This is a genomic window from Agrococcus lahaulensis DSM 17612, from assembly GCF_000425105.1.
Lineage (GTDB): Bacteria > Actinomycetota > Actinomycetes > Actinomycetales > Microbacteriaceae > Agrococcus > Agrococcus lahaulensis.
The window spans coordinates 269,656-286,562 of the sequence record NZ_AULD01000005.1 but is presented as its reverse complement, the minus strand read 5'-3'; the positions used below and the strand labels follow the sequence as shown (position 1 = coordinate 286,562).

The following is a 16,907-nucleotide window of genomic DNA, read 5'->3' as shown; positions in this document are numbered from 1 at the left end:
CTGACCCGCTTGATTAGTGACTCAGGCTCACGTAGTCTGCGAGGCAGCGAGAGATTCCTCTTCGCGGACTCGCGCCAAGGCGCATCGAAATAGTGGAGCGCCGATGGTGAGCGTGCTGTCATCCCTGTCCCCGAGCACAATCGAGCAAGCGCTTCAGCGCCTCAAGTTCGACGGTGTCCTGCGCTCCAAGTTTGAAGTTGTGTTGGACTTCCTCGACTACTCGCCCGGTTTGATGCCTACGGTGGGTAGAGGTGCGATGGCTCCGAAGCCGGGCTCAGTCGGATACGTCGTCAATCTCGGCAACAAGTTCCGAGCGGGGCGCGCAGTGCTCGCACCCGCGCAGCCGGGCACCGCCGAGGATCCTTTGATGGACGACATCCTCGAGACCTTCTATGGATTCGCCCCCACGGAGCTGCGGCGCGCTGTGGAGTCACACCGCCTCGCGATGGTCGCAGAGAACCTCTCCGGCGAACTGCTTGAGCGCTACATCGCTCAAGAGCTTGAGCCGCTGGGATGGGTCTGGTGCTCTGGCAGCTCGGTTCGAGCGGTCGACTTCATCAAGCACACCCCTGACGGGCGCGCAGAGTGGCACGCCCTACAGGTCAAAAGCCGCAACAATACTGAAAATTCATCCAGTTCTGCGATCCGCAAGGGAACCGATATCTCGAAGTGGTGGCGCTTCCATGCCAAGAACGGCAGCACCAACTGGGCCTCGTTCCCCATCGAGGCTGCCGGCACGCTGTCGGAGGAAGGTTTCCGAGCCTATGTTCGCGCCGCGGGTGAGGAGTTCGCCAGCAAGTCGCGATCCGACGTTAGTTTGTAGCGCGAGAAGGGGAAGCCCGCTGGAGGATCCATATACTCGCCTCGCCGGGCGCGAACGATGAGGTCGCCGATAGCTTGTCCAAGCCCTACCGGCACAGCGTTGCCGAGCTGACGATATTTATCGCGGATCTTGCCCTCAATATGCCAAGAGTCTGGGAACTGCTGAATACGTCGATACTCTTCGACGCTAAGGGGTCGCAAGTCCTCCGGATGTCCGAGGTCGGTCGCCGGCATCGTGGGACTCGTAACCAATGTCGGTGACGGCTTGTCCCATGCAAGGCGTCGGTAAAAGCCTGTCTTTCCGCCACCCAGCATAAGACTCTTCCCCATTGCTTCGGCATGCAACTCAGCAGGGAGGTGTCGCCAGTACTGGCCCTCCTCCAGGAGTCGAAAGAACCTGAGACGCTTCTCGGGGAACTCCTCGTGCTGATGAGGCCGCCCTCTTAGGTCGGAAATCGCCTCGCGAAGCGTCTGCCACGGCGCGAGACCGAATGCAGGGTCGTTGCTGTGAGTCGGCATGAGGTAGGGCAAGCGGCGACCTCGTGCGGCGACCAGCACGACTCGCTCACGCACCTGCGGAACTCCGAAGTTAGCCGCGTTGTACAAATTGAAAGTCACCTCGTAGCCTGCGTCACGAAGTCGATCCGACACCAATTCGATTGCGCCGAACCGGTGATTGTAGCGATCTCCCGCACTGCCGGCGTTAGCAGCGGGCATCGAAAGCAATCCGCGGACGTTCTCGATTACTACAAATTCTGGATCCAGCTCAGCGGCCAAAGAAATGAACTTCAGGAATACGTTGCCTCGATCGTCGCTAAATCCGCGCCGAGCGCCCGCGGTGCTGAACGCTTGACAGGGTGGCCCTCCTGCAACCACATCGATGGGCTCGTCCGAGGTCAATCCCGCTGCGGCCCGCACGTCCGACGCGGAGTACTTGTTGATGTCTTCGAGAATCGGGATGTCCGGCCGGTTAGCGGCAATCGTTGCCCTGCTCGCGCGGTCGTTCTCGCAAGCCAGAAGCGTGTGCAAGCCGGCGATCTCCAGACCTTGATCGAGGCCCATCGCACCGGAGAAGAAGCTCAGAGCCCGCAGTGGCGGCTCGTTGCCAGCGTCGTTGTCCGGGCGGGGACGAATCGATGGCGAGGCAAGGGCTGGGTTGTGTTGCATGCTGGTCTCCACCGTACTGCTGAGCGCCCACAAGGCTGCGCCAAGGCTCGGGAGGAGCGCAGCTGTCTCGACGTGTCGCAGATCTCTGAATGTCTCGACTTGTCCGCCACATCGCGTGCAGCCATGCGGTGCTTCAACTGCGTCGAGGGGCAATGGTGCTAGCGCGTGCTCCCTCGCGTCGTAAGCTCGAACCGACGTGATCCGGCGGGAGTTGAGCATGAGCGCCGGCTAGTTGCTCGCGCAGCGTGAGCCCCTGCGACTCATCGCCCGCTTCGGGCAGCAGCCCGCGTCGCCGCAGCTCCGGAGTCACGAGATCGACGAAGCGCTCGATGTCCGCCGGCCGCACCGCCGCCGTGATGTTGAAGCCGTCGACGCCCGACTCCTCGCGCCAGCGCTCGAGCTCGTCGACGACCGTGGTGGGGGAGCCGACGATGACCGGGCCGCGGCCGCCGATCGCGACGAACTCGGCGAGGTCGCGCACCGTCCACTTGCGGCCGGTCGAGAGGGTCGTGAACGACGCGAGTGCCGAGTGGTTCGCCTCCGTCTGCACGTGCTCGAGCGTCGCATCCGGGTCGAGCCCGGAGAGGTCGACGCCGGTCCAGCCACCGAAGAGCGCGAGCGCGCCCTCGATGTCGACGTGCTGCCGGTACTCCTCGAGCCGCGCCTGCGCCTCCTCGTCGGTCTCGGCGACGATCACGGTCGCGATCGTCAGGATCTTCACCGCATCCGCCGACCGTCCCCGTTCGACGAGCCCGTCGCGCACGCCGTCGACCCAGCGCCGCACGAGCTGCGGCGTCGACCCCGAGAAGAAGATCGCCTCCGCGTGGTCGAGCGAGAACGCCTGTCCGCGGCTCGACGCGCCTGCCTGGAAGAGGTAGGGCGTGCCCTGCGGCCCCGGGTGCGCGAGCGCGTAGCCCGGCACCTTGAACCACTCGCCCTCGTGCCCGATCGGGTGCACGCGGTCGGGGTCGACCCAGACCCCCGATTCCTTGTCGGCGACCACCGCATCCGGCTCGAACGAGCCCTCGAAGAGCTTGTACATGACCTGCATGTACTCGTCGGCGCGGTCGTAGCGCACGTCGTGCGGCAGCTGCTTGTCGTAGCCGAGGTTGCGCGCGGCGGAGTCCTGGTAGGAGGTCACGATGTTCCACGCGATGCGGCCGCCGGTGAAGTGGTCGAGTGTCGTGAGCGTGCGCGCGAGCAGGTAGGGCGACTCGTAGGTGACCGACGCCGTGACGCCGAAGCCGAGCCGCTCGGTGACAGCCGCCATCGCCGGCACCGCGACGAGCGGGTCGAGCACCGGGAACTGCACGCCGCCGCGTGCGGTCGCCTCGATGCCGTCGCCGTAGACGTCGTAGACGCCCGGGATGTCGGCGAGGAACAGCGCCGAGAAGCCGCCGCGCTCGAGCGTCTTCGCGAGCTCGGTCCAGTAGCCGAGCGTGTCGAAGTCGCGCGCCTGCGACTCGGGGTGCCGCCAGAGGCCTGGCGACTGGTGGTTGGGCACGAGCATCTCGAAGGCGCTCAGCAGCAGGGGGCGGGTCATCGTGCGGTCCTCTCGGTGGCGGTGAGCGCGGGCTCGGCCTCGGTCAGGGTGGTCTCAGGGTCGGATTGAGAGCGGATGCGCTCGGTCGCGCTATGCAGGTCGCCCAGGTCGGTGCCGGGGCGGTCGCGCGCGGGGTCGGCGGCGAAGAGGGCAGCCACGATCGAGAGCGCCGCGAGCACCGACAGGTAGCCGGCGATGAGCCACGGCTCGTTGCCGCCGGCGGAGAACAGCAGCGCGGCGATCATCGGCATGAGGCCGCCGCCGAGCACGGAGCCGATCTGGTAGCCGAGGCTCACGCCCGAGTAGCGCACGTGCACCGGGAACTGCTCGGCGAACCACGCGGCCTGCGGGCCGTAGACGGAGTCGTGGGTGATGTTGACGCCGATGACGACGACGAGCGGCAGCAGCGCGAGCGGGCCGGCGTCGAGGAACGCGAACAGCGCCCAGCCGAAGACGCCGATCGATGCGTAGCCGAAGATCGAGACGCGACGGCGGCCCACTCGGTCGGAGAGCCAGCTCCACAGCGGCGTCGCGACGAGCCCGAGCGCCGAGGCGATCATGACGGCGGTGACGCCCGACGTCGTGTCACCGCGCTCGCTCGAGAGGTAGCTGAGCATGTAGACGGTGATGAGGAAGTAGACGGCGTTCTGGCCGAGACGCAGGCCGATCGTGATGAGCAGCGGGCGCCGGTGGTTGCGCAGCAGCTCGGCGACCGGCGCGCGTGTGACGCCGGTCGAGCGGTGCTCCTCGAACTCGGGTGCATCCTCGACGCCGAGCCGGATCCACAGCCCGAACGCGACGAGCGCCGCCGAGACGAGGAACGGGATGCGCCAGCCGAAGTCGCTGAACTGCTCGGCGCTCAGCACCTGCTGCACGATGAAGAAGGCGCCGGTCGCGAGCAGCATGCCCGCCGAGGAGCCGAGCTGCGTGAACGAGCCGAAGAGCCCGCGGTGCCGGGCTGGCGAGTGCTCGACGCTCAGCAGCGCCGATCCACCCCACTCGGCGCCCGCCGAGAGGCCCTGCAGGACGCGCAGCACGATGAGCCCGACGACCGCCCACCAGCCGATCGCCGCGAAGTTCGGCAGCAGGCCGATGATCGTCGTCGCGACGCCCATGAGCAGCAGCGAGGCGACGAGCAGCGACTTGCGCCCGATGCGGTCGCCGAGGTGTCCGGCGATGATGCCGCCGAGCGGTCGCACCACGATGCCGACCGCGAGCGTCGCGAACGACGCGATCGTGCCGGCGAGCGCGCTGCCCTCGGGGAAGAACTGCGTGCTGAAGATGAGGGCGGATGCGGTGCCGTAGAGGTAGAAGTCGTACCACTCGATCGTGGTGCCGACGAAGGAGGAGGCGAGCACGCGCCGTCGTTGCGCGCTCCGGTCGATGCTGGTCATGCGGTGGTCCTCTCGTAGCCCAAGGGAGCCGCATCCGGGCACGCGCAGCGGGCTCGGTCGATGCCGGCCTCGGCCGGTCTCGATGCGGGAGATCCATCGGTCCTGGCCGAAGCACCCGCGCGATCACGGGTTGCTGCGGCGTCGTCGAGCCAGGTCTCTCAGCCGCTCTGGATGGTGTGCTCTCAACGTAGGAGCGCGGAGCTGGGAGCGCACGGGTGGCCCGTCACGGTCGGTAACAGAGCGGATGCGCGACATGCTGGCGCCGCCGGACACGGCAGTGGAGCGTCAGCCGCTCAGTAGCATTCGAGCATGGCGGCCGACGCTCGCATTCCGGGTGAGGTCGCGGACGTCTTGCGCTACTACGTCTACGCGCTCCGCGATCCGCGCGACGGCAAGGTCTTCTACGTCGGCAAGGGCATCGGCGACCGCATCAACGCCCACGTTCGGGAAGCGGGCGCCGACCTCGCCTCCGAGCGGGCCAAGATCCGGACGATCAACGAGATCGAGGCCAGCGGCCAGCCGGTCGACCTGCTGTTCCTCCGCACCGGCATCGAGGACGAGCACACGGCGTTCATCGTCGAGCAGGCAGTCATCGACGCCTTCCACGCCGACCATCACCCGCTCACGAACCTCGTTCGCGGTCATCACTCGGGCCAGCACGGCCTCGCCACACTGCCCGCTGTCGTCGCGCGGCACCAGGCCAAGCCGTGCCCGCCGATCCCTGAGCCGGTGATCATGCTCAAGATCCAGAACGGCTGGCGCGCCGACATGAACGAGAGGGAGATCTACGACGCGACGCGCGGTCACTGGAAGATCGCCGGATGGGTCCGCGACCGGGCGGCGTACGCACTGGGCATCGCCTACGGCATCGTGCGCGGCGCGTACCGAGTCGATTCGTGGTTCCCGTCGGAGATGCCTTGGGACGAGGGCAAGGACAGGTGGGGTTTCATCGGCGAGCCAGCACCCGAGCTCGCGCATCTGCTCGGCACCCAGGTCCGAGACGCCTTCCCCAATCAGGTGATGTACCGGCGCTTCCTCGACGGCTATCCAGGGTCTCGGGACACGGGAGCGAGTGACGCCTGAACTGGCGGACAGGATCGCGAGCGCTCGCGGTCGTGCTGGTCAGCGGCCGACGTGCGCAGTCAGCGCGATCGACACGAGCACGCCGGGCAGCTCCGGACCGAGCCGGGCGACCGCGCGAGCGGGCGGGTCGGTAGCGAACACGGCCGCGTAGGCCTCGTTCATGCCGGCGAAGTCGTCCGGATGCGCGAGCAGCACGGTCACCATCGCGACGTCGTCCAGCGTGCAGCCCGCGGCCTGGAGGACCGATGCACAGTTGTGCAGGGCCTGCGTGGTCTGGCTCTGGATCAACGCTCCCGCGAGCTGGCCCGTCTGCGGGTCGATGCCGACCATCCCGGACACGTAGATCGTGGAGCCGACGCGGACGCCCTGAGCGAAGAGTGCGGAGCCGGGGGCGTCGCTCGTCGTGATGATCCTCCTCGTCATGCTCCGGACGGTAGACCCGGCCTTCCCGGCGCGCGAGGGTCAGTGCGGGAGCGGCGCGCGGTCTGCGATCTCGTCGAGCGACGTGAGCACGACGAGCCGCTCGGTCGCCCGCGTGGCACCGACGTAGAGCAGGTCGCGCCAGCCTGGCGTGGCACCGTCCACGTCGGTGAGCACGACGACCGGCGCCTCGAGCCCCTTGAAGAGGTGCACCGTGCCCCACCGGATGCCGGGACCGTCGGCGTCGTCGGGGGCCAGCGCATCCGCCACCGAGCCCGTCGCGTGACGGGCCGCCGACGCGCGGCGAGGGGAGAGCACGAGGATGTCGCGCGGCTCCCAGCCCTCCTCCCACAGGGCTCGCAGCACCTGCTGCAGCTGCGCCTGCTGCTGCTCGGCGGAGTCGAACCGCAGGATCTGGCCGCACTCGACGCCGAGCTCGGCGCGATCGTACTGCTCGTAGACGTCGTCGCCGAGCAGCTCCTCGACGAAGGCGGCGAGCTCGGGGCGCTGGCGCACGTTGCGGGTCACGGCCATGCGGCCGGCGTCGGAGAGGCGGGCGAGGAGCGTCTCTCGTCTCGATACGCCCGGCTCCGCCGGGCTACTCGACGAGCGAGCGTGGCGTGGGCGGTAGATGTCCTGCCCGTCGAAGTCGCCGGCGACGATGACCCGGCTGCCGGCGAGGCCGCCCTCGAGCAGGCTGTCGAGCACGTCGAGCGTCGAGTCGCGCGCGAGGTCCTGCGCCTCGTCGGCGACGAGGCACGAGTAGGGCGGCGCGAAGCCGGATGCGCGGGTGATCGCCAGGGTGGCGTCGGGCAGGGCGCCGTTCCACCAGGCGTCATCGGCGTCGGGTGGGGGAGTGATGCCGGTGATGGCGAGCATGAGGTGGTGGACGCGCGCGACCGTGACCTCCTCGCGATCGCGCAACCGGTGCCGCAGCTCGGCCTCGAGCTTCCTGTTGAAGCACGTCAGCAGCACGCGCTCCTCCCGGTTGGCGGCTTGCAGCGCCGCGCGCACTGCGATGTTCGTCTTCCCGGTGCCGGCGGGGCCCTCGACGACGAGCCGCGGGTAGTGCGCGAAGTACTGCAGCGCCTCCTCCTGCCGCTCGGTCGCCTCGCGCAGGTCGCGCTCGCGAGCGGCTCGCGCGTCGGCGCTCGCCTGCTGCCACGTCACGGGCGGCGTCAGCAGGTCGCGGGCCTCGGCGAGGTCAGCCTGGGTCGGCCGCCCCTCCTCGTAGCGCACGCCTCGCGCGCGCAGCTCGCGCTCGCCCGCCCGCAGCGCCTTGATGAGGCTCGTCACCAGCCGGTCGAACTGCAGGTCGGGGCGCGTGAGCGTCGCGTCGGGCGTGACGTCGATGCGCGCCTCGAGCTGCTTGACGAGCTCGCCGCCGCGGTTCGGGAACCACACCGCGTGCCAGATCGGGTACCGCGGGTCGTAGGCGCGCCGCAGGATCCACGAGCGCAGGCTCCTCGCGTTCTCGATCGCCTGGTCGTAGGGCGAGCGCGACGTGGGCTCCTGGCTCCCGAGCCTCCAGAGGCCGTCGTCACCGACCTCGACGCGCTCGTGCGACTTCACCTCGACCACGAGCATCCCCTCGCCGGGGATCACGATGACGAAGTCGGCCTCGCCCTCGACCTGCGTCTCGTGGTGGCGGATGGGCAGGCCGTGCCAGACGATCCAGTCGGCCGTGCCGGGGTGGTCGCGGAGCGCCTCGAAGACCTTCGCCTCGCCGGGCGGGGTGCCGGGGCGGAGTGCGCCGGGGATCATCGTGGCCATGGGCTCAACGTAGCCGGATGGCGAGCCGCGGCTGCGCGCGACCGCCCGCGCCGCCGGAGCCGCAGGCGCGCTACCGCGCCGTGTAGCCGCCGTCGACCGCGATGCTCGCGCCCGTGACGTACGCGGCCTCCGGCGAGGCGAGGTACGCGACGGCGGCCGCGACGTCCTCGGGCGTCGCGAGCCGGCCGAGCGGGATGTCGCGCAGCGTGTCGGCGAGCGCGCGATCGGGGTCGGGCTGGTCGGCGAGCCAGTCCTCGATGAGCGGCGTGCGCGCCATGCCCGGCGCGACGGCGTTCACGCGGATGTTGTGGGGCGCGAGCTCGACGGCGGCGCCCTGCGTGTAGGCGGCGAGGGCCCCCTTCGACGCCGTGTAGGTCGTGAGCGTCGGCACGCCCGATGACGCGAGGCGCGACAGCATGTTGATGATCGCGCCGCCGCCGGTCGGGATCATCGCCCGCGCGGCCGCCGCCGTCATCGCCATGGCGGCGATCGTGTTGAGGGCGAACACGTCGACGAGCTCCTCGACCGGGTTGTCGACGATCAGGCCCGCGTGCCGCCTGCCCGCGTTGTTGACGAGCACGTCGAGCCGGCCGAAGGCATCCACCACCTCCGCCACGATCCGGTCGGGCGCGCCCGGCTCGGTGAGGTCGCCCGCGACGAAGAGCGCATCGCCCAGCCGCTCGGCCGCCTCGCCGGCAGGCGCCCGGCGGCCGGTGACGGCGACGCGCATGCCGTCGGCCCGCAGCCTCGCGGCGATCTCGACGCCGAAGCCCGAGGTGCCGCCGGTCACGAGCGCGACGCGCGCGCCGGTGTCGTCTGGAGTGGTCATCGGATGCCTTCCCACGGTCGAGAGCGTCAGGCCACGTCGGCGTCGCGGTGCGTGAAGCGCCCGCCCGCGATCGTCGCGCGCACGGGGATCGCGCCGATCTCGGCCGAGTCGACCTCGCGCGGGTGCGCCTCGAGGAGGACCATATCGGCGAGCTGGCCGGGCGCGAGCCGGCCCTTCTGCGCCTGCTGGCCGGTGACCTCGCTCGAGCCGACCGTCGCCGCGTGCACGGCCTCGTCGACCGAGATGCGCTCGTGCTCGCCGTAGACGAGCCCCTCCTCGCTGATGCGGCGCACGAACGACTGGATGCCGAGCAGCGGCGCCCCCGGCGCGACCGGCCGGTCGGAGGAGAAGGCGAGCGGGATGCCGGCGTCGAGCTGGCTGCGCGCGCGGATCGACATCTCGCCGCGCCGCTTGCCGACCGGGCCGCGGATGCCCTCGCCGAAGGCGGTGATGAAGCTCGGCTGCACGACGCACGCGACGCCGAGCCGCGCGAGCCGCTCGAGCTGGTCGGGGCGCACGACCATGCCGTGCTCGACGCGGTTCGGCACGGGCGGCCAGCCGTTCGCGCGAGTCGCCTCCTCGATCGCGTCGAGGGCGAAGTCGAGCGCCGCATCGCCGACCGCGTGCAGCGCGAGCGCCCAGCCGGCGGCCGCCGTCTCGCGGATGCGGGTGCGCATCGCCTCGGGATCGTCCTGCAGGTAGCCGTGGTAGCCGGGGCAGTGCTCGTACTCCTCGCGCATGTGCGCGGTGCGGCCGAGGATCGAGCCGTCGGTGAAGACCTTGACCGGGCCGAGCTGCAGCCACTCGTCGCCCCAGCCCGTGCGCATCCCGGCGCCGAAGCCGCGCCGCGCCGGCTCGTCGTCGTGCCCGGGCAGCTCGTGCAGCGCGTCCATCACCGGCATGACCTGCATGCGCGTGCGCAGGCGACCCGCATCGCGCGCGGCCTGGTACGCCGCGAGCTCGGCTGGGGCGTGACCGATCCAGCCCCCGGCGACCCCCGCATCCGTCACGCTCGTGATCCCCTCGCGCGCGTACTGCGCGGTCGCGAGCTCGAGCGCTTGCTCGAGCGAGGCGAGCGGGTAGGGGAGCAGGATCTCCTGCACGAGCGCCATGGCGCGCTCCTCGAGCACACCGGTCGGGCGGCCATCGCGGCCGACCACGATCTTGCCGCCGTCGAGCTCCGGCACGTCGCGGTCGGCGACGCCCGCCGCGGCCAAGCCCGCGCTGCTCGCCTGGCCCGAGTGGCCGGATGCGTGCTTGATCCAGACGGGACGGCCGCCGCTCGCGCGGTCGAGGGCATCCCGATCCGGCACCGCGCCCTGCAGCAGCACGGGGTTGTAGCCCGCGCCGACGACCCACTCGCCGGGCTTCGTGCCGGCCGCCTGCGCCTCGATGCGGTCGTAGATGTCGTCGAGCGACGCGACGCCCGAGAGGTCGGCCTCCATGAGCGTCGTGCCGAACCAGACCGAGTGGGCGTGCACGTCGTTGAAGCCCGGCAGGAGGGCGAGGCCCTTCGCGTCGAGCGTCTCGCGCGCCGTCAGGCCCTCGACCTCCTCGTCGAGCGCCACGACGCGGCCGTGCAGCACGGCGAGCGCGCTCGCGCTCGGCCGGCGCTCGTCGCGGGTGTCGATGCGCGCGTTGCGCACGATCAGGTCGACCTTCATGGCAGCTCCTCCGACATCGTCGTCGTCGGATCGCCGGGCACCTCGGAAGCCGATGCTTGCGATCCGTGTCGATCTCAAACATAGTATGTATGACCTAACGATGGCGAGTGGCATCGACGCCGCCGCCGGTTCCCCTTGGACGGAGCACAGCCATGGCAACCACGCCAGCAGCCACCGAGCGGCAGACGAGCCGCGAGGCACAGGACATCAAGCGCCTGCGGAGGGTCGCGACGACCTCCTTCATGGGCACGGCGATGGAGTGGTACGACTACTTCATCTACGGCCTCTTCGCCGCGCTCGTCTTCGACGAGCTCTTCTTCCCGAGCTTCGATCCCGCGGTCGGCACCGTGCTGTCGCTCCTGACCTTCGGCATCGGCTTCGTCGCCCGCCCGGTCGGCGCGATCATCTTCGGCCACCTGGGCGACCGGATCGGGCGGAAGAAGACGCTCATCGTCACGCTGCTCGTCATCGGCCTCTCGACCGGCATCATCGGCCTGCTGCCGACCTTCGACGCGATCGGCTTCGCGGCACCCATCCTGCTCACGACGCTGCGCTTCATCCAGGGCCTCTCGCTCGGCGGCGAGTGGAGCGGTGCGGTGCTGCTCGCGGTCGAGCACGCGCCCGCCAAGCAGCGCGCCTTCTACGGCGCGATGCCGCAGTACGGCTCGCCCGCAGGCACCCTCCTCTCCTCGGGCATCGTGTCGCTCGTCACGCTCCTGCCCGACGACCAGCTCCTCTCGTGGGGCTGGCGCATCCCCTTCCTCCTCTCGTTCGTCTTCCTCGCGATCGCGCTCTACATGCGCCTCAAGGTCGAGGAGTCGCCGGTGTTCACCGACGTCGTGCAGGTGCAGCGCGCCGAGCAGCAGAAGGTCACGAAGCTGCCGCTCATCGAGGTCTTCCGCCACGCGGGCGGCCGCGTGCTCATCGTGGTCGCGACGGTGCTGTTCGCCTCGGGCGGCTTCTTCCTCATGACGACGTATGCGGTGAACTTCGGCACCGGCGAGCTCGGCATGGAGCCGTGGAAGCTGCTCGTCGCGACGATGGTCGGCGCGGTGCTCGAGGCGATCGGCATCTACATCGGCGCCCGCCTCGGCGACCGCATCGGCGCGTGGAAGACGGTCGCCCTCGGCGGCGCGGCCGCGGCGGTGCTCGTCATCCCGATCGCCTTCATGCTCGGCTCGGGCATCGAGGTGCTCGTGATCGCCGGCGTCGCGATCGGCATCGGCGCGCTCGGCATCCCCTACGGCCCGCTCGGCACGATGCTCTCCGAGCTCTTCAGCGCTCGCTACCGCTACTCCGGCGTCGCGGTCTCGTACAACATCGGCGGCCTCATCGGCGGCTTCGTCCCGTCGATCGCGGCGGCGTTCGCCCTCGCCGTCGGCAGCGCCGTCGTGGTGATCCCGGTGCTGCTCGGCATCATCATGGGCCTGTGCGTGATCGGCGCCCTCATCGCCGGCCGCGTGCTCTCGCGCCAGGAGGAGACGATCGCGGCCTGAGCTGTGACCGACACTGCGCTGTGACCGACACTGCGCTGCCGCCGCCGCTGCGCCGCCGATCCACGGCGCAGCGGCGGCACTCGTCACTACGATCGATCCAGTGGTCGGGAGGCAATCCATGACGGTGAGCGAAGCGGTGCGCGCGACGTGGTCGGACGCCTCGGGCGCCGTCGGCGACCTCAAGAGCGACCGCGTCCGCGCCGTGCTCGAGGCGCAGATCCTGAGCGGCGAGCTGCCGCCCGGCACGCTGCTTCCGACGGAGCCGGAGCTGAGCGCCGCGCTCGGCGTCAGCCGCACCGTGCTGCGCGACGCCGTCCGCGCGCTCGTCGCCCGCGGCCTGCTCACGGTGCGGCAGGGCCGGGGCACGATGGTCACCGAGCCGAGCGACGGCGCGCTCGCCGACGCGATGGTGGCGCTGCTCTCGCGCTCGCCCGTGACGGTCGCCGACGTCATGGACGCCCGCATCGCGATCGAGACCATGCTCGTGCGCCTCGCGGCGACGGCGGGCACGGAGGAGGACTGGGATGCGCTCGCGCGCCACGAGCGCGCCCTCCTCGATGCGATCGAGGCCGGCGATGAGCTCGCCGCGCACCGCGCGCACGCGGCCTTCCACGCGGGCATCCTGCACGCGACGCACCAGCCGGCGCTCGCGCTCATGCTCAACCCGATGAACAAGATCGCGCTTCTCACGGGCACCGCGTCGGTGCGGCGCGGCACGACCGCGGACTGGAACCTCGAGGCGCACCGCGCGATCCTCGAGGCGCTCCGCCTTGGCGATCCCGACGCCGCCGAGGCCGCGATGCGCGCGCACTTCGAGGGGCTCGAGGGCCCGTCGAGCAGCGTCGGCCTGCTCGAGCGCCCCTTCGCCGAGGCGTACTTCGCGGCGCCCTGAGGCGCGGGGCCGCTCGACCGAGCGCCCGGCATAGGCTTCGACCGTGCTCGACCTCACGCGACTGCTGATGCTGCGGGCCGTGGCCCTGCACGGCAGCATCACGGCGGCGGCGCGCGAGCTCTCCTACAGCCACTCCGCGATCTCGCAGCAGCTCTCGCTGCTCGAGCGCGAGACGGGCGCCGTGCTGCTCGAGCGCGTGGGCCGCACCGCGCGGCTGACGCCGGTCGGCCGTGAGCTCGTGCAGAACATCGAGGCGGTGCTCGCCGCGCTCGAGCACGCCGAGGCCGAGCTCGCCGCCGCCCGAGAGCAGCCGCGCGGCGTCATCACCGTCGCGGTCTACACGTCGATCGGCCGCATCGTCATGCCGACCGCGCTCCAGCGGCTCGCCGAGGAGCACCCCGGCCTCGAGGTGCGCCTGCGTCGCGCCGACCCGGAGGAGGCGGTGCTGCGCCTCGTCTCGCGGCAGGTCGACGCCGTCGTGACCGACACCTTCCCCGGCACGCAGCTGAGCCCGACGGGCGCGATCGAGGCCTCCGTGATCGGTCGCGACCCCGTGCGCGGCTACCTGCCCGAGCGGTTCGCGAACGCGTCGTTCCAGGAGATGCGGGGGATGCCGTGGGTCATGGAGCGCCGGGAGGCGCCGTCGACCGAGTGGGCGCTGCGCGTCTGCCGCGAGCTCGGGCTCGAGCCGCTCGTCGCGCACGAGTCCTCCGACCTGCTCTTCCACCTGCGGCTCGTCGAGGCGGGGCTCGCGGCGGCGTTCCTGCCGGACCTCGTCGTGCGCGAGGCGGGCTCCGCGCTCGAGCCGAGCCCGCTGCTGCCCGCGAACGAGGAGCGCGACATCCTGCTCCTCGTCCGCTCGGGCGCCGGCGCGCATCCGTGGTTCGGCGTCGTGCGCGACGCGATCGCAGCCGCGCTCGCGGATCGTCAGCAGAGCTGACGATCGATCGTCGGAAAGGGTCGCTGTACCTGACGGGTGTTGCCGCTTAGCGTGGAGGTGCGCGCCCGCTCGAGGCGCGCGACCTACGTCTGCGAAGAAGGAGATGCGATGACGCTCACCGATGCCCACGCCGCCACGGACGCCGCCCGGGTGCTCGACGCGCCCGCGCTGTGGTCGGCGCAGGCGCACATGCCCTCGATCCTCGGCCGCCAGCTCGTCATCGATCGCGGCGAGGGCTCGTACGTCTTCACGACCGAGGGGCAGCGGCTCTTCGACGGCACCGCGGGCCTCTGGCACGCGAACGTCGGCCACGCCCACCCCGAGCTCGCGCGTGCCGCGTTCGAGCAGATGCAGCGGCTCGAGACGTACCACATCTTCGCCCGCTACTCGAACGACAAGGCGCTCGAGCTCGGCGAGCGGCTCGCCGCCCTCGCGCCGATGGAGCGCGCGAAGGTCATCCTCAACTCGGGCGGCTCCGACGCGATCGACGTCGCGTGCAAGCTCGCCCGTCGCCACTGGCAGCAGCAGGGCCGCCCGACGAAGCAGATCATCCTGAGCCGCGAGCACGCGTACCACGGCCTTCACGCCTACGGCACGAGCATCGCTGGCCTGCCCTTCAACCGCGAGGGCTACGGCACCGAGTCGCTCGTGCCCGAGACCGCGCGCGTCTCCTTCGACGACCTCGCGCAGGTCGAGGAGACCATCGAGCGCCTCGGCGCCGACCGGATCGCCGCGGTCGTCGCCGAGCCCGTGCAGGGCACCGGTGGCGTCAACCCGCCCGAGCCGGGCTACCTCGAGGGCCTGCAGCGCCTCGCGCGCGAGCACGACATCCTGCTCGTGCTCGACGAGGTCATCACCGGCTTCGGCCGGACGGGTGAGATGTTCGCCGCTCAGCGCTTCGGCATCGAGCCCGACCTCGTGACCTTCGCGAAGGGCGTCACCTCGGGCTACGCGCCGCTCGGCGGCGTGCTCGTCGCGCCGCGGCTGTGGGAGCCGTTCTACGTCGACGCGCCCGACACGCCCGTCTTCCGGCACGGCGCCACCTACGCCGGCCACGCGACCGCGGCAGCCGTCGCGCTCGCGAACCTCGACATCCTCGAGCGCGACGGGCTCGTGCCGCGCGTGCGCGAGCTCGAGGACGTGCTGCGGCGCGAGCTCGAGGCCCTGCGCGAGCGCCAGGAGGCCGTCGTCGACGTGCGCGTCGCGGGCTTCCTCGGCGGCATCTCGCTCGACGAGCGGATCGGCAACGAGCGCGTCGCCGACCGGGCGGTCGAGCTCGGCGTGATCACCCGCCCGCTGCGCGGCAACACGCTGCAGCTGAGCCCGCCGTTCATCGTCAGCGACCGCGAGGTCGTCGACTACGTCGCCGCGATCGAGCAGGCGATCGTCGAGGAGGCCGGCCGATGAGCGCCATCGCGACCGACGCGCTCATCGCGCACGACGCATCCGCCGTCGCCACCGCCGACGCGGTGATCGGGGGCCTCGACCTGCCCGCCGAGGGCATCGGGGTCGACGACCCCGCCACCGGCGAGCGCATCGCCCACATCGCCGACATCGACGTCGACGGCGCCCTGCGGGTCGTCGAGGCGGCGGATGCGGCGGGTCGGGCCTGGGCGCGCACGACCCCGCGGGAGCGCGCGAACGTGCTGCACGCGTGGCACGCGCTGCTCGTCGAGCGCACCGAGGAGCTCGCGCATCTCATCTCGCGCGAGATGGGCAAGCCGCTCGCGGAGGCGCGCGGCGAGGTGAAGTACGGCTCCGACTTCGTGCGCTGGTACGCCGAGGAGGCCGTGCGGCCGGCGGGCGGGTTCCGCGACGCGCCCGACGGCGGCGCGAGCATCCTCACGCGGCGCGCGCCCGTCGGGCTCTCGGTGCTCATCACGCCGTGGAACTTCCCGCTCGCGATGGCGACGCGCAAGATCGCGCCCGCGCTCGCGGCCGGTTGCGCCGCGGTCGTGAAGCCCGCGACCGCGACGCCGCTCACGACGATCTTCGCCGTGCAGCTCGCGGTGCAGGCGGGCGTGCCCGCCGACCTCGTGCAGGTCGTCACGACCTCAAGCTCGTCGCGCTTCAGCGAGGCGGTGCTCCGCGACCCGCGCGTGCGGAAGGTCTCGTTCACCGGCTCGACGGAGGTCGGCCGCACGCTCATGCGCCTCGCGTCCGACAATGTGCTGCGCTCGTCGATGGAGCTCGGCGGCAACGCGCCGTTCCTCGTCTTCGACGACGCCGACCTCGAGCGCGCGATCGACGGGGCGTTCGCGGCGAAGCTGCGCAACGGCGGCCAGTCGTGCATCGGCGCGAACCGCTTCTTCGTGCAAGAGGGCATCGCCGACGCGTTCGTCGAGGGGCTCGCCGAGCGGTTCCGCCAGGTGAAGGTCGGCGGCGGGCTCGGCGCCGGCACCGTGCTCGGCCCGCTCATCGACACCCGCGCCGTCGAGCAGATGGGCGCCTTCACGAGCGACGCGGTCGAGCGCGGGGCGACGCTGCTCGCGGGCGGTGAGGCGCTCGGCGACGGCCGCTTCTTCGCGCCGACGGTGCTCGACCGGGTGCCGGCCGACGGCGACCTCGCCCGCGAGGAGATCTTCGGCCCGATCGCCGCGATCCAGCGGTTCTCGACCGAGGCGGAGGCGCTCGAGCGGGCGAACGACACCGAGTTCGGGCTCGCGGCGTACGTCTTCACCGAGAGCCTCGACCGCGCGCTCGACGTCGCGGATCGGCTCGAGAGCGGCATCGTCGGCATCAACCAGGGCGTGCCGTCGAACGCGGCCGCGCCGTTCGGCGGCGTCAAGCAGTCCGGCCTCGGCCGCGAGGGCAGCGCCGAGGGCCTCGAGGAGTACCAGTCGGTGCGCTTCTACAACATCGCGCGACGCGCGAGCAGCTGAGA

The 16,907-nt window shown here is 71.0% G+C and carries 14 protein-coding genes and 1 riboswitch; of the genes, 7 read left to right on the top strand and 7 right to left on the bottom strand.

Features of this window, described 5'->3' with window-relative positions:
• The first annotated feature begins 103 nt into the window (after positions 1–103).
• A complete protein-coding gene (locus H508_RS13935) occupies positions 104–823 on the top strand; it encodes a SinI family restriction endonuclease (protein WP_051222511.1) in 720 nt (239 codons plus the stop codon).
• On the opposite strand, the gene H508_RS17020 is transcribed toward H508_RS13935, so the two are convergent.
• The 3 genes from H508_RS17020 to H508_RS13925 all read right to left on the bottom strand — a co-directional run bounded on the left by H508_RS17020 (position 763) and on the right by H508_RS13925 (position 4,926).
• Positions 763–1,989 (bottom strand): DNA cytosine methyltransferase, encoded by a 1,227-nt coding sequence (locus H508_RS17020; protein ID WP_211220828.1) that lies wholly within the window; start codon positions 1,987–1,989, stop codon positions 763–765. The genes H508_RS13935 and H508_RS17020 overlap by 61 nt on opposite strands.
• Before the next feature lie 133 nt (positions 1,990–2,122).
• Positions 2,123–3,532 carry an LLM class flavin-dependent oxidoreductase gene (locus H508_RS0101830; protein ID WP_026372802.1) on the bottom strand — a complete coding sequence of 470 codons (1,410 nt, stop codon included), beginning with the start codon at positions 3,530–3,532 and terminating at the stop codon, positions 2,123–2,125.
• Entirely contained in the window at positions 3,529–4,926 is a 1,398-nt protein-coding gene (locus tag H508_RS13925) for an MFS transporter (RefSeq protein ID WP_084154926.1), read from the bottom strand. The genes H508_RS0101830 and H508_RS13925 overlap by 4 nt, the downstream gene beginning before the upstream one ends.
• 90 nt (positions 4,927–5,016) lie before the next feature.
• A riboswitch (SAM riboswitch) is annotated at positions 5,017–5,104 on the bottom strand.
• A 131-nt stretch (positions 5,105–5,235) separates the two neighbouring features.
• Here H508_RS13925 and H508_RS13920 point away from each other — a divergent pair.
• The gene (locus H508_RS13920; protein ID WP_051222509.1) at positions 5,236–6,009 is read left to right on the top strand and encodes an LEM-3-like GIY-YIG domain-containing protein; all 774 of its coding nucleotides are present in this window, start codon (positions 5,236–5,238) and stop codon (positions 6,007–6,009) included.
• Positions 6,010–6,048: 39 nt separating this feature from the next.
• On the opposite strand, the gene H508_RS0101815 is transcribed toward H508_RS13920, so the two are convergent.
• The 4 genes from H508_RS0101815 to H508_RS0101800 all read right to left on the bottom strand — a co-directional run bounded on the left by H508_RS0101815 (position 6,049) and on the right by H508_RS0101800 (position 10,695).
• Complete coding sequence (locus tag H508_RS0101815) at positions 6,049–6,432, bottom strand: RidA family protein (protein WP_026372801.1); 384 nt, start codon at positions 6,430–6,432, stop codon at positions 6,049–6,051.
• Between the two features lie 39 nt (positions 6,433–6,471).
• Complete coding sequence (locus tag H508_RS0101810; RefSeq protein ID WP_026372800.1) at positions 6,472–8,202, bottom strand: nuclease-related domain-containing DEAD/DEAH box helicase; 1,731 nt, start codon at positions 8,200–8,202, stop codon at positions 6,472–6,474.
• Positions 8,203–8,272: 70 nt separating this feature from the next.
• On the bottom strand, positions 8,273–9,031 hold the full coding sequence (locus H508_RS0101805; RefSeq protein ID WP_026372799.1) for an SDR family NAD(P)-dependent oxidoreductase: 759 nt from the start codon (positions 9,029–9,031) through the stop codon (positions 8,273–8,275).
• 26 nt (positions 9,032–9,057) lie between these two features.
• The gene (locus tag H508_RS0101800) at positions 9,058–10,695 is read right to left on the bottom strand and encodes an amidohydrolase (RefSeq protein WP_026372798.1); all 1,638 of its coding nucleotides are present in this window, start codon (positions 10,693–10,695) and stop codon (positions 9,058–9,060) included.
• A 152-nt stretch (positions 10,696–10,847) separates the two neighbouring features.
• Between H508_RS0101800 and H508_RS13915 the strand changes: the two genes are divergently transcribed.
• From H508_RS13915 to H508_RS0101775, 5 genes are all read left to right on the top strand, one after another.
• Complete coding sequence (locus H508_RS13915) at positions 10,848–12,191, top strand: MFS transporter (protein ID WP_035253616.1); 1,344 nt, start codon at positions 10,848–10,850, stop codon at positions 12,189–12,191.
• 118 nt (positions 12,192–12,309) lie between these two features.
• The gene (locus H508_RS13910; protein WP_051222505.1) at positions 12,310–13,083 is read left to right on the top strand and encodes a FadR/GntR family transcriptional regulator; all 774 of its coding nucleotides are present in this window, start codon (positions 12,310–12,312) and stop codon (positions 13,081–13,083) included.
• 43 nt (positions 13,084–13,126) lie between these two features.
• Positions 13,127–14,023 (top strand): LysR family transcriptional regulator, encoded by an 897-nt coding sequence (locus H508_RS13905; protein WP_051222503.1) that lies wholly within the window; start codon positions 13,127–13,129, stop codon positions 14,021–14,023.
• 108 nt (positions 14,024–14,131) lie between these two features.
• Positions 14,132–15,430, top strand: a complete 1,299-nt coding sequence (locus tag H508_RS0101780) for an aminotransferase family protein (protein WP_051222501.1) — start codon at positions 14,132–14,134, stop codon at positions 15,428–15,430.
• Complete coding sequence (locus H508_RS0101775; protein WP_026372796.1) at positions 15,427–16,905, top strand: NAD-dependent succinate-semialdehyde dehydrogenase; 1,479 nt, start codon at positions 15,427–15,429, stop codon at positions 16,903–16,905. The genes H508_RS0101780 and H508_RS0101775 overlap by 4 nt, the downstream gene beginning before the upstream one ends.
• Positions 16,906–16,907: the final 2 nt, after the last annotated feature.

Excerpts from the sequence above, each read along its gene's own strand:
- H508_RS0101805 (WP_026372799.1), bottom strand. The coding sequence starts at position 9,031 with ATGACCACTCCAGACGACACCGGCGCGCGCGTCGCGCTCGTGACCGGC.
- H508_RS0101775 (WP_026372796.1), top strand. The coding sequence starts at position 15,427 with ATGAGCGCCATCGCGACCGACGCGCTCATCGCGCACGACGCATCCGCC.
- H508_RS0101815 (WP_026372801.1), bottom strand. The coding sequence starts at position 6,432 with ATGACGAGGAGGATCATCACGACGAGCGACGCCCCCGGCTCCGCACTC.
- H508_RS0101780 (WP_051222501.1), top strand. The coding sequence starts at position 14,132 with ATGACGCTCACCGATGCCCACGCCGCCACGGACGCCGCCCGGGTGCTC.
- H508_RS0101830 (WP_026372802.1), bottom strand. The coding sequence starts at position 3,532 with ATGACCCGCCCCCTGCTGCTGAGCGCCTTCGAGATGCTCGTGCCCAAC.
- H508_RS13925 (WP_084154926.1), bottom strand. The coding sequence starts at position 4,926 with ATGACCAGCATCGACCGGAGCGCGCAACGACGGCGCGTGCTCGCCTCC.
- H508_RS0101810 (WP_026372800.1), bottom strand. The coding sequence starts at position 8,202 with ATGGCCACGATGATCCCCGGCGCACTCCGCCCCGGCACCCCGCCCGGC.
- H508_RS17020 (WP_211220828.1), bottom strand. The coding sequence starts at position 1,989 with ATGCAACACAACCCAGCCCTTGCCTCGCCATCGATTCGTCCCCGCCCG.
- H508_RS13920 (WP_051222509.1), top strand. The coding sequence starts at position 5,236 with ATGGCGGCCGACGCTCGCATTCCGGGTGAGGTCGCGGACGTCTTGCGC.
- H508_RS13910 (WP_051222505.1), top strand. The coding sequence starts at position 12,310 with ATGACGGTGAGCGAAGCGGTGCGCGCGACGTGGTCGGACGCCTCGGGC.
- H508_RS13935 (WP_051222511.1), top strand. The coding sequence starts at position 104 with ATGGTGAGCGTGCTGTCATCCCTGTCCCCGAGCACAATCGAGCAAGCG.
- H508_RS0101800 (WP_026372798.1), bottom strand. The coding sequence starts at position 10,695 with ATGAAGGTCGACCTGATCGTGCGCAACGCGCGCATCGACACCCGCGAC.
- H508_RS13915 (WP_035253616.1), top strand. The coding sequence starts at position 10,848 with ATGGCAACCACGCCAGCAGCCACCGAGCGGCAGACGAGCCGCGAGGCA.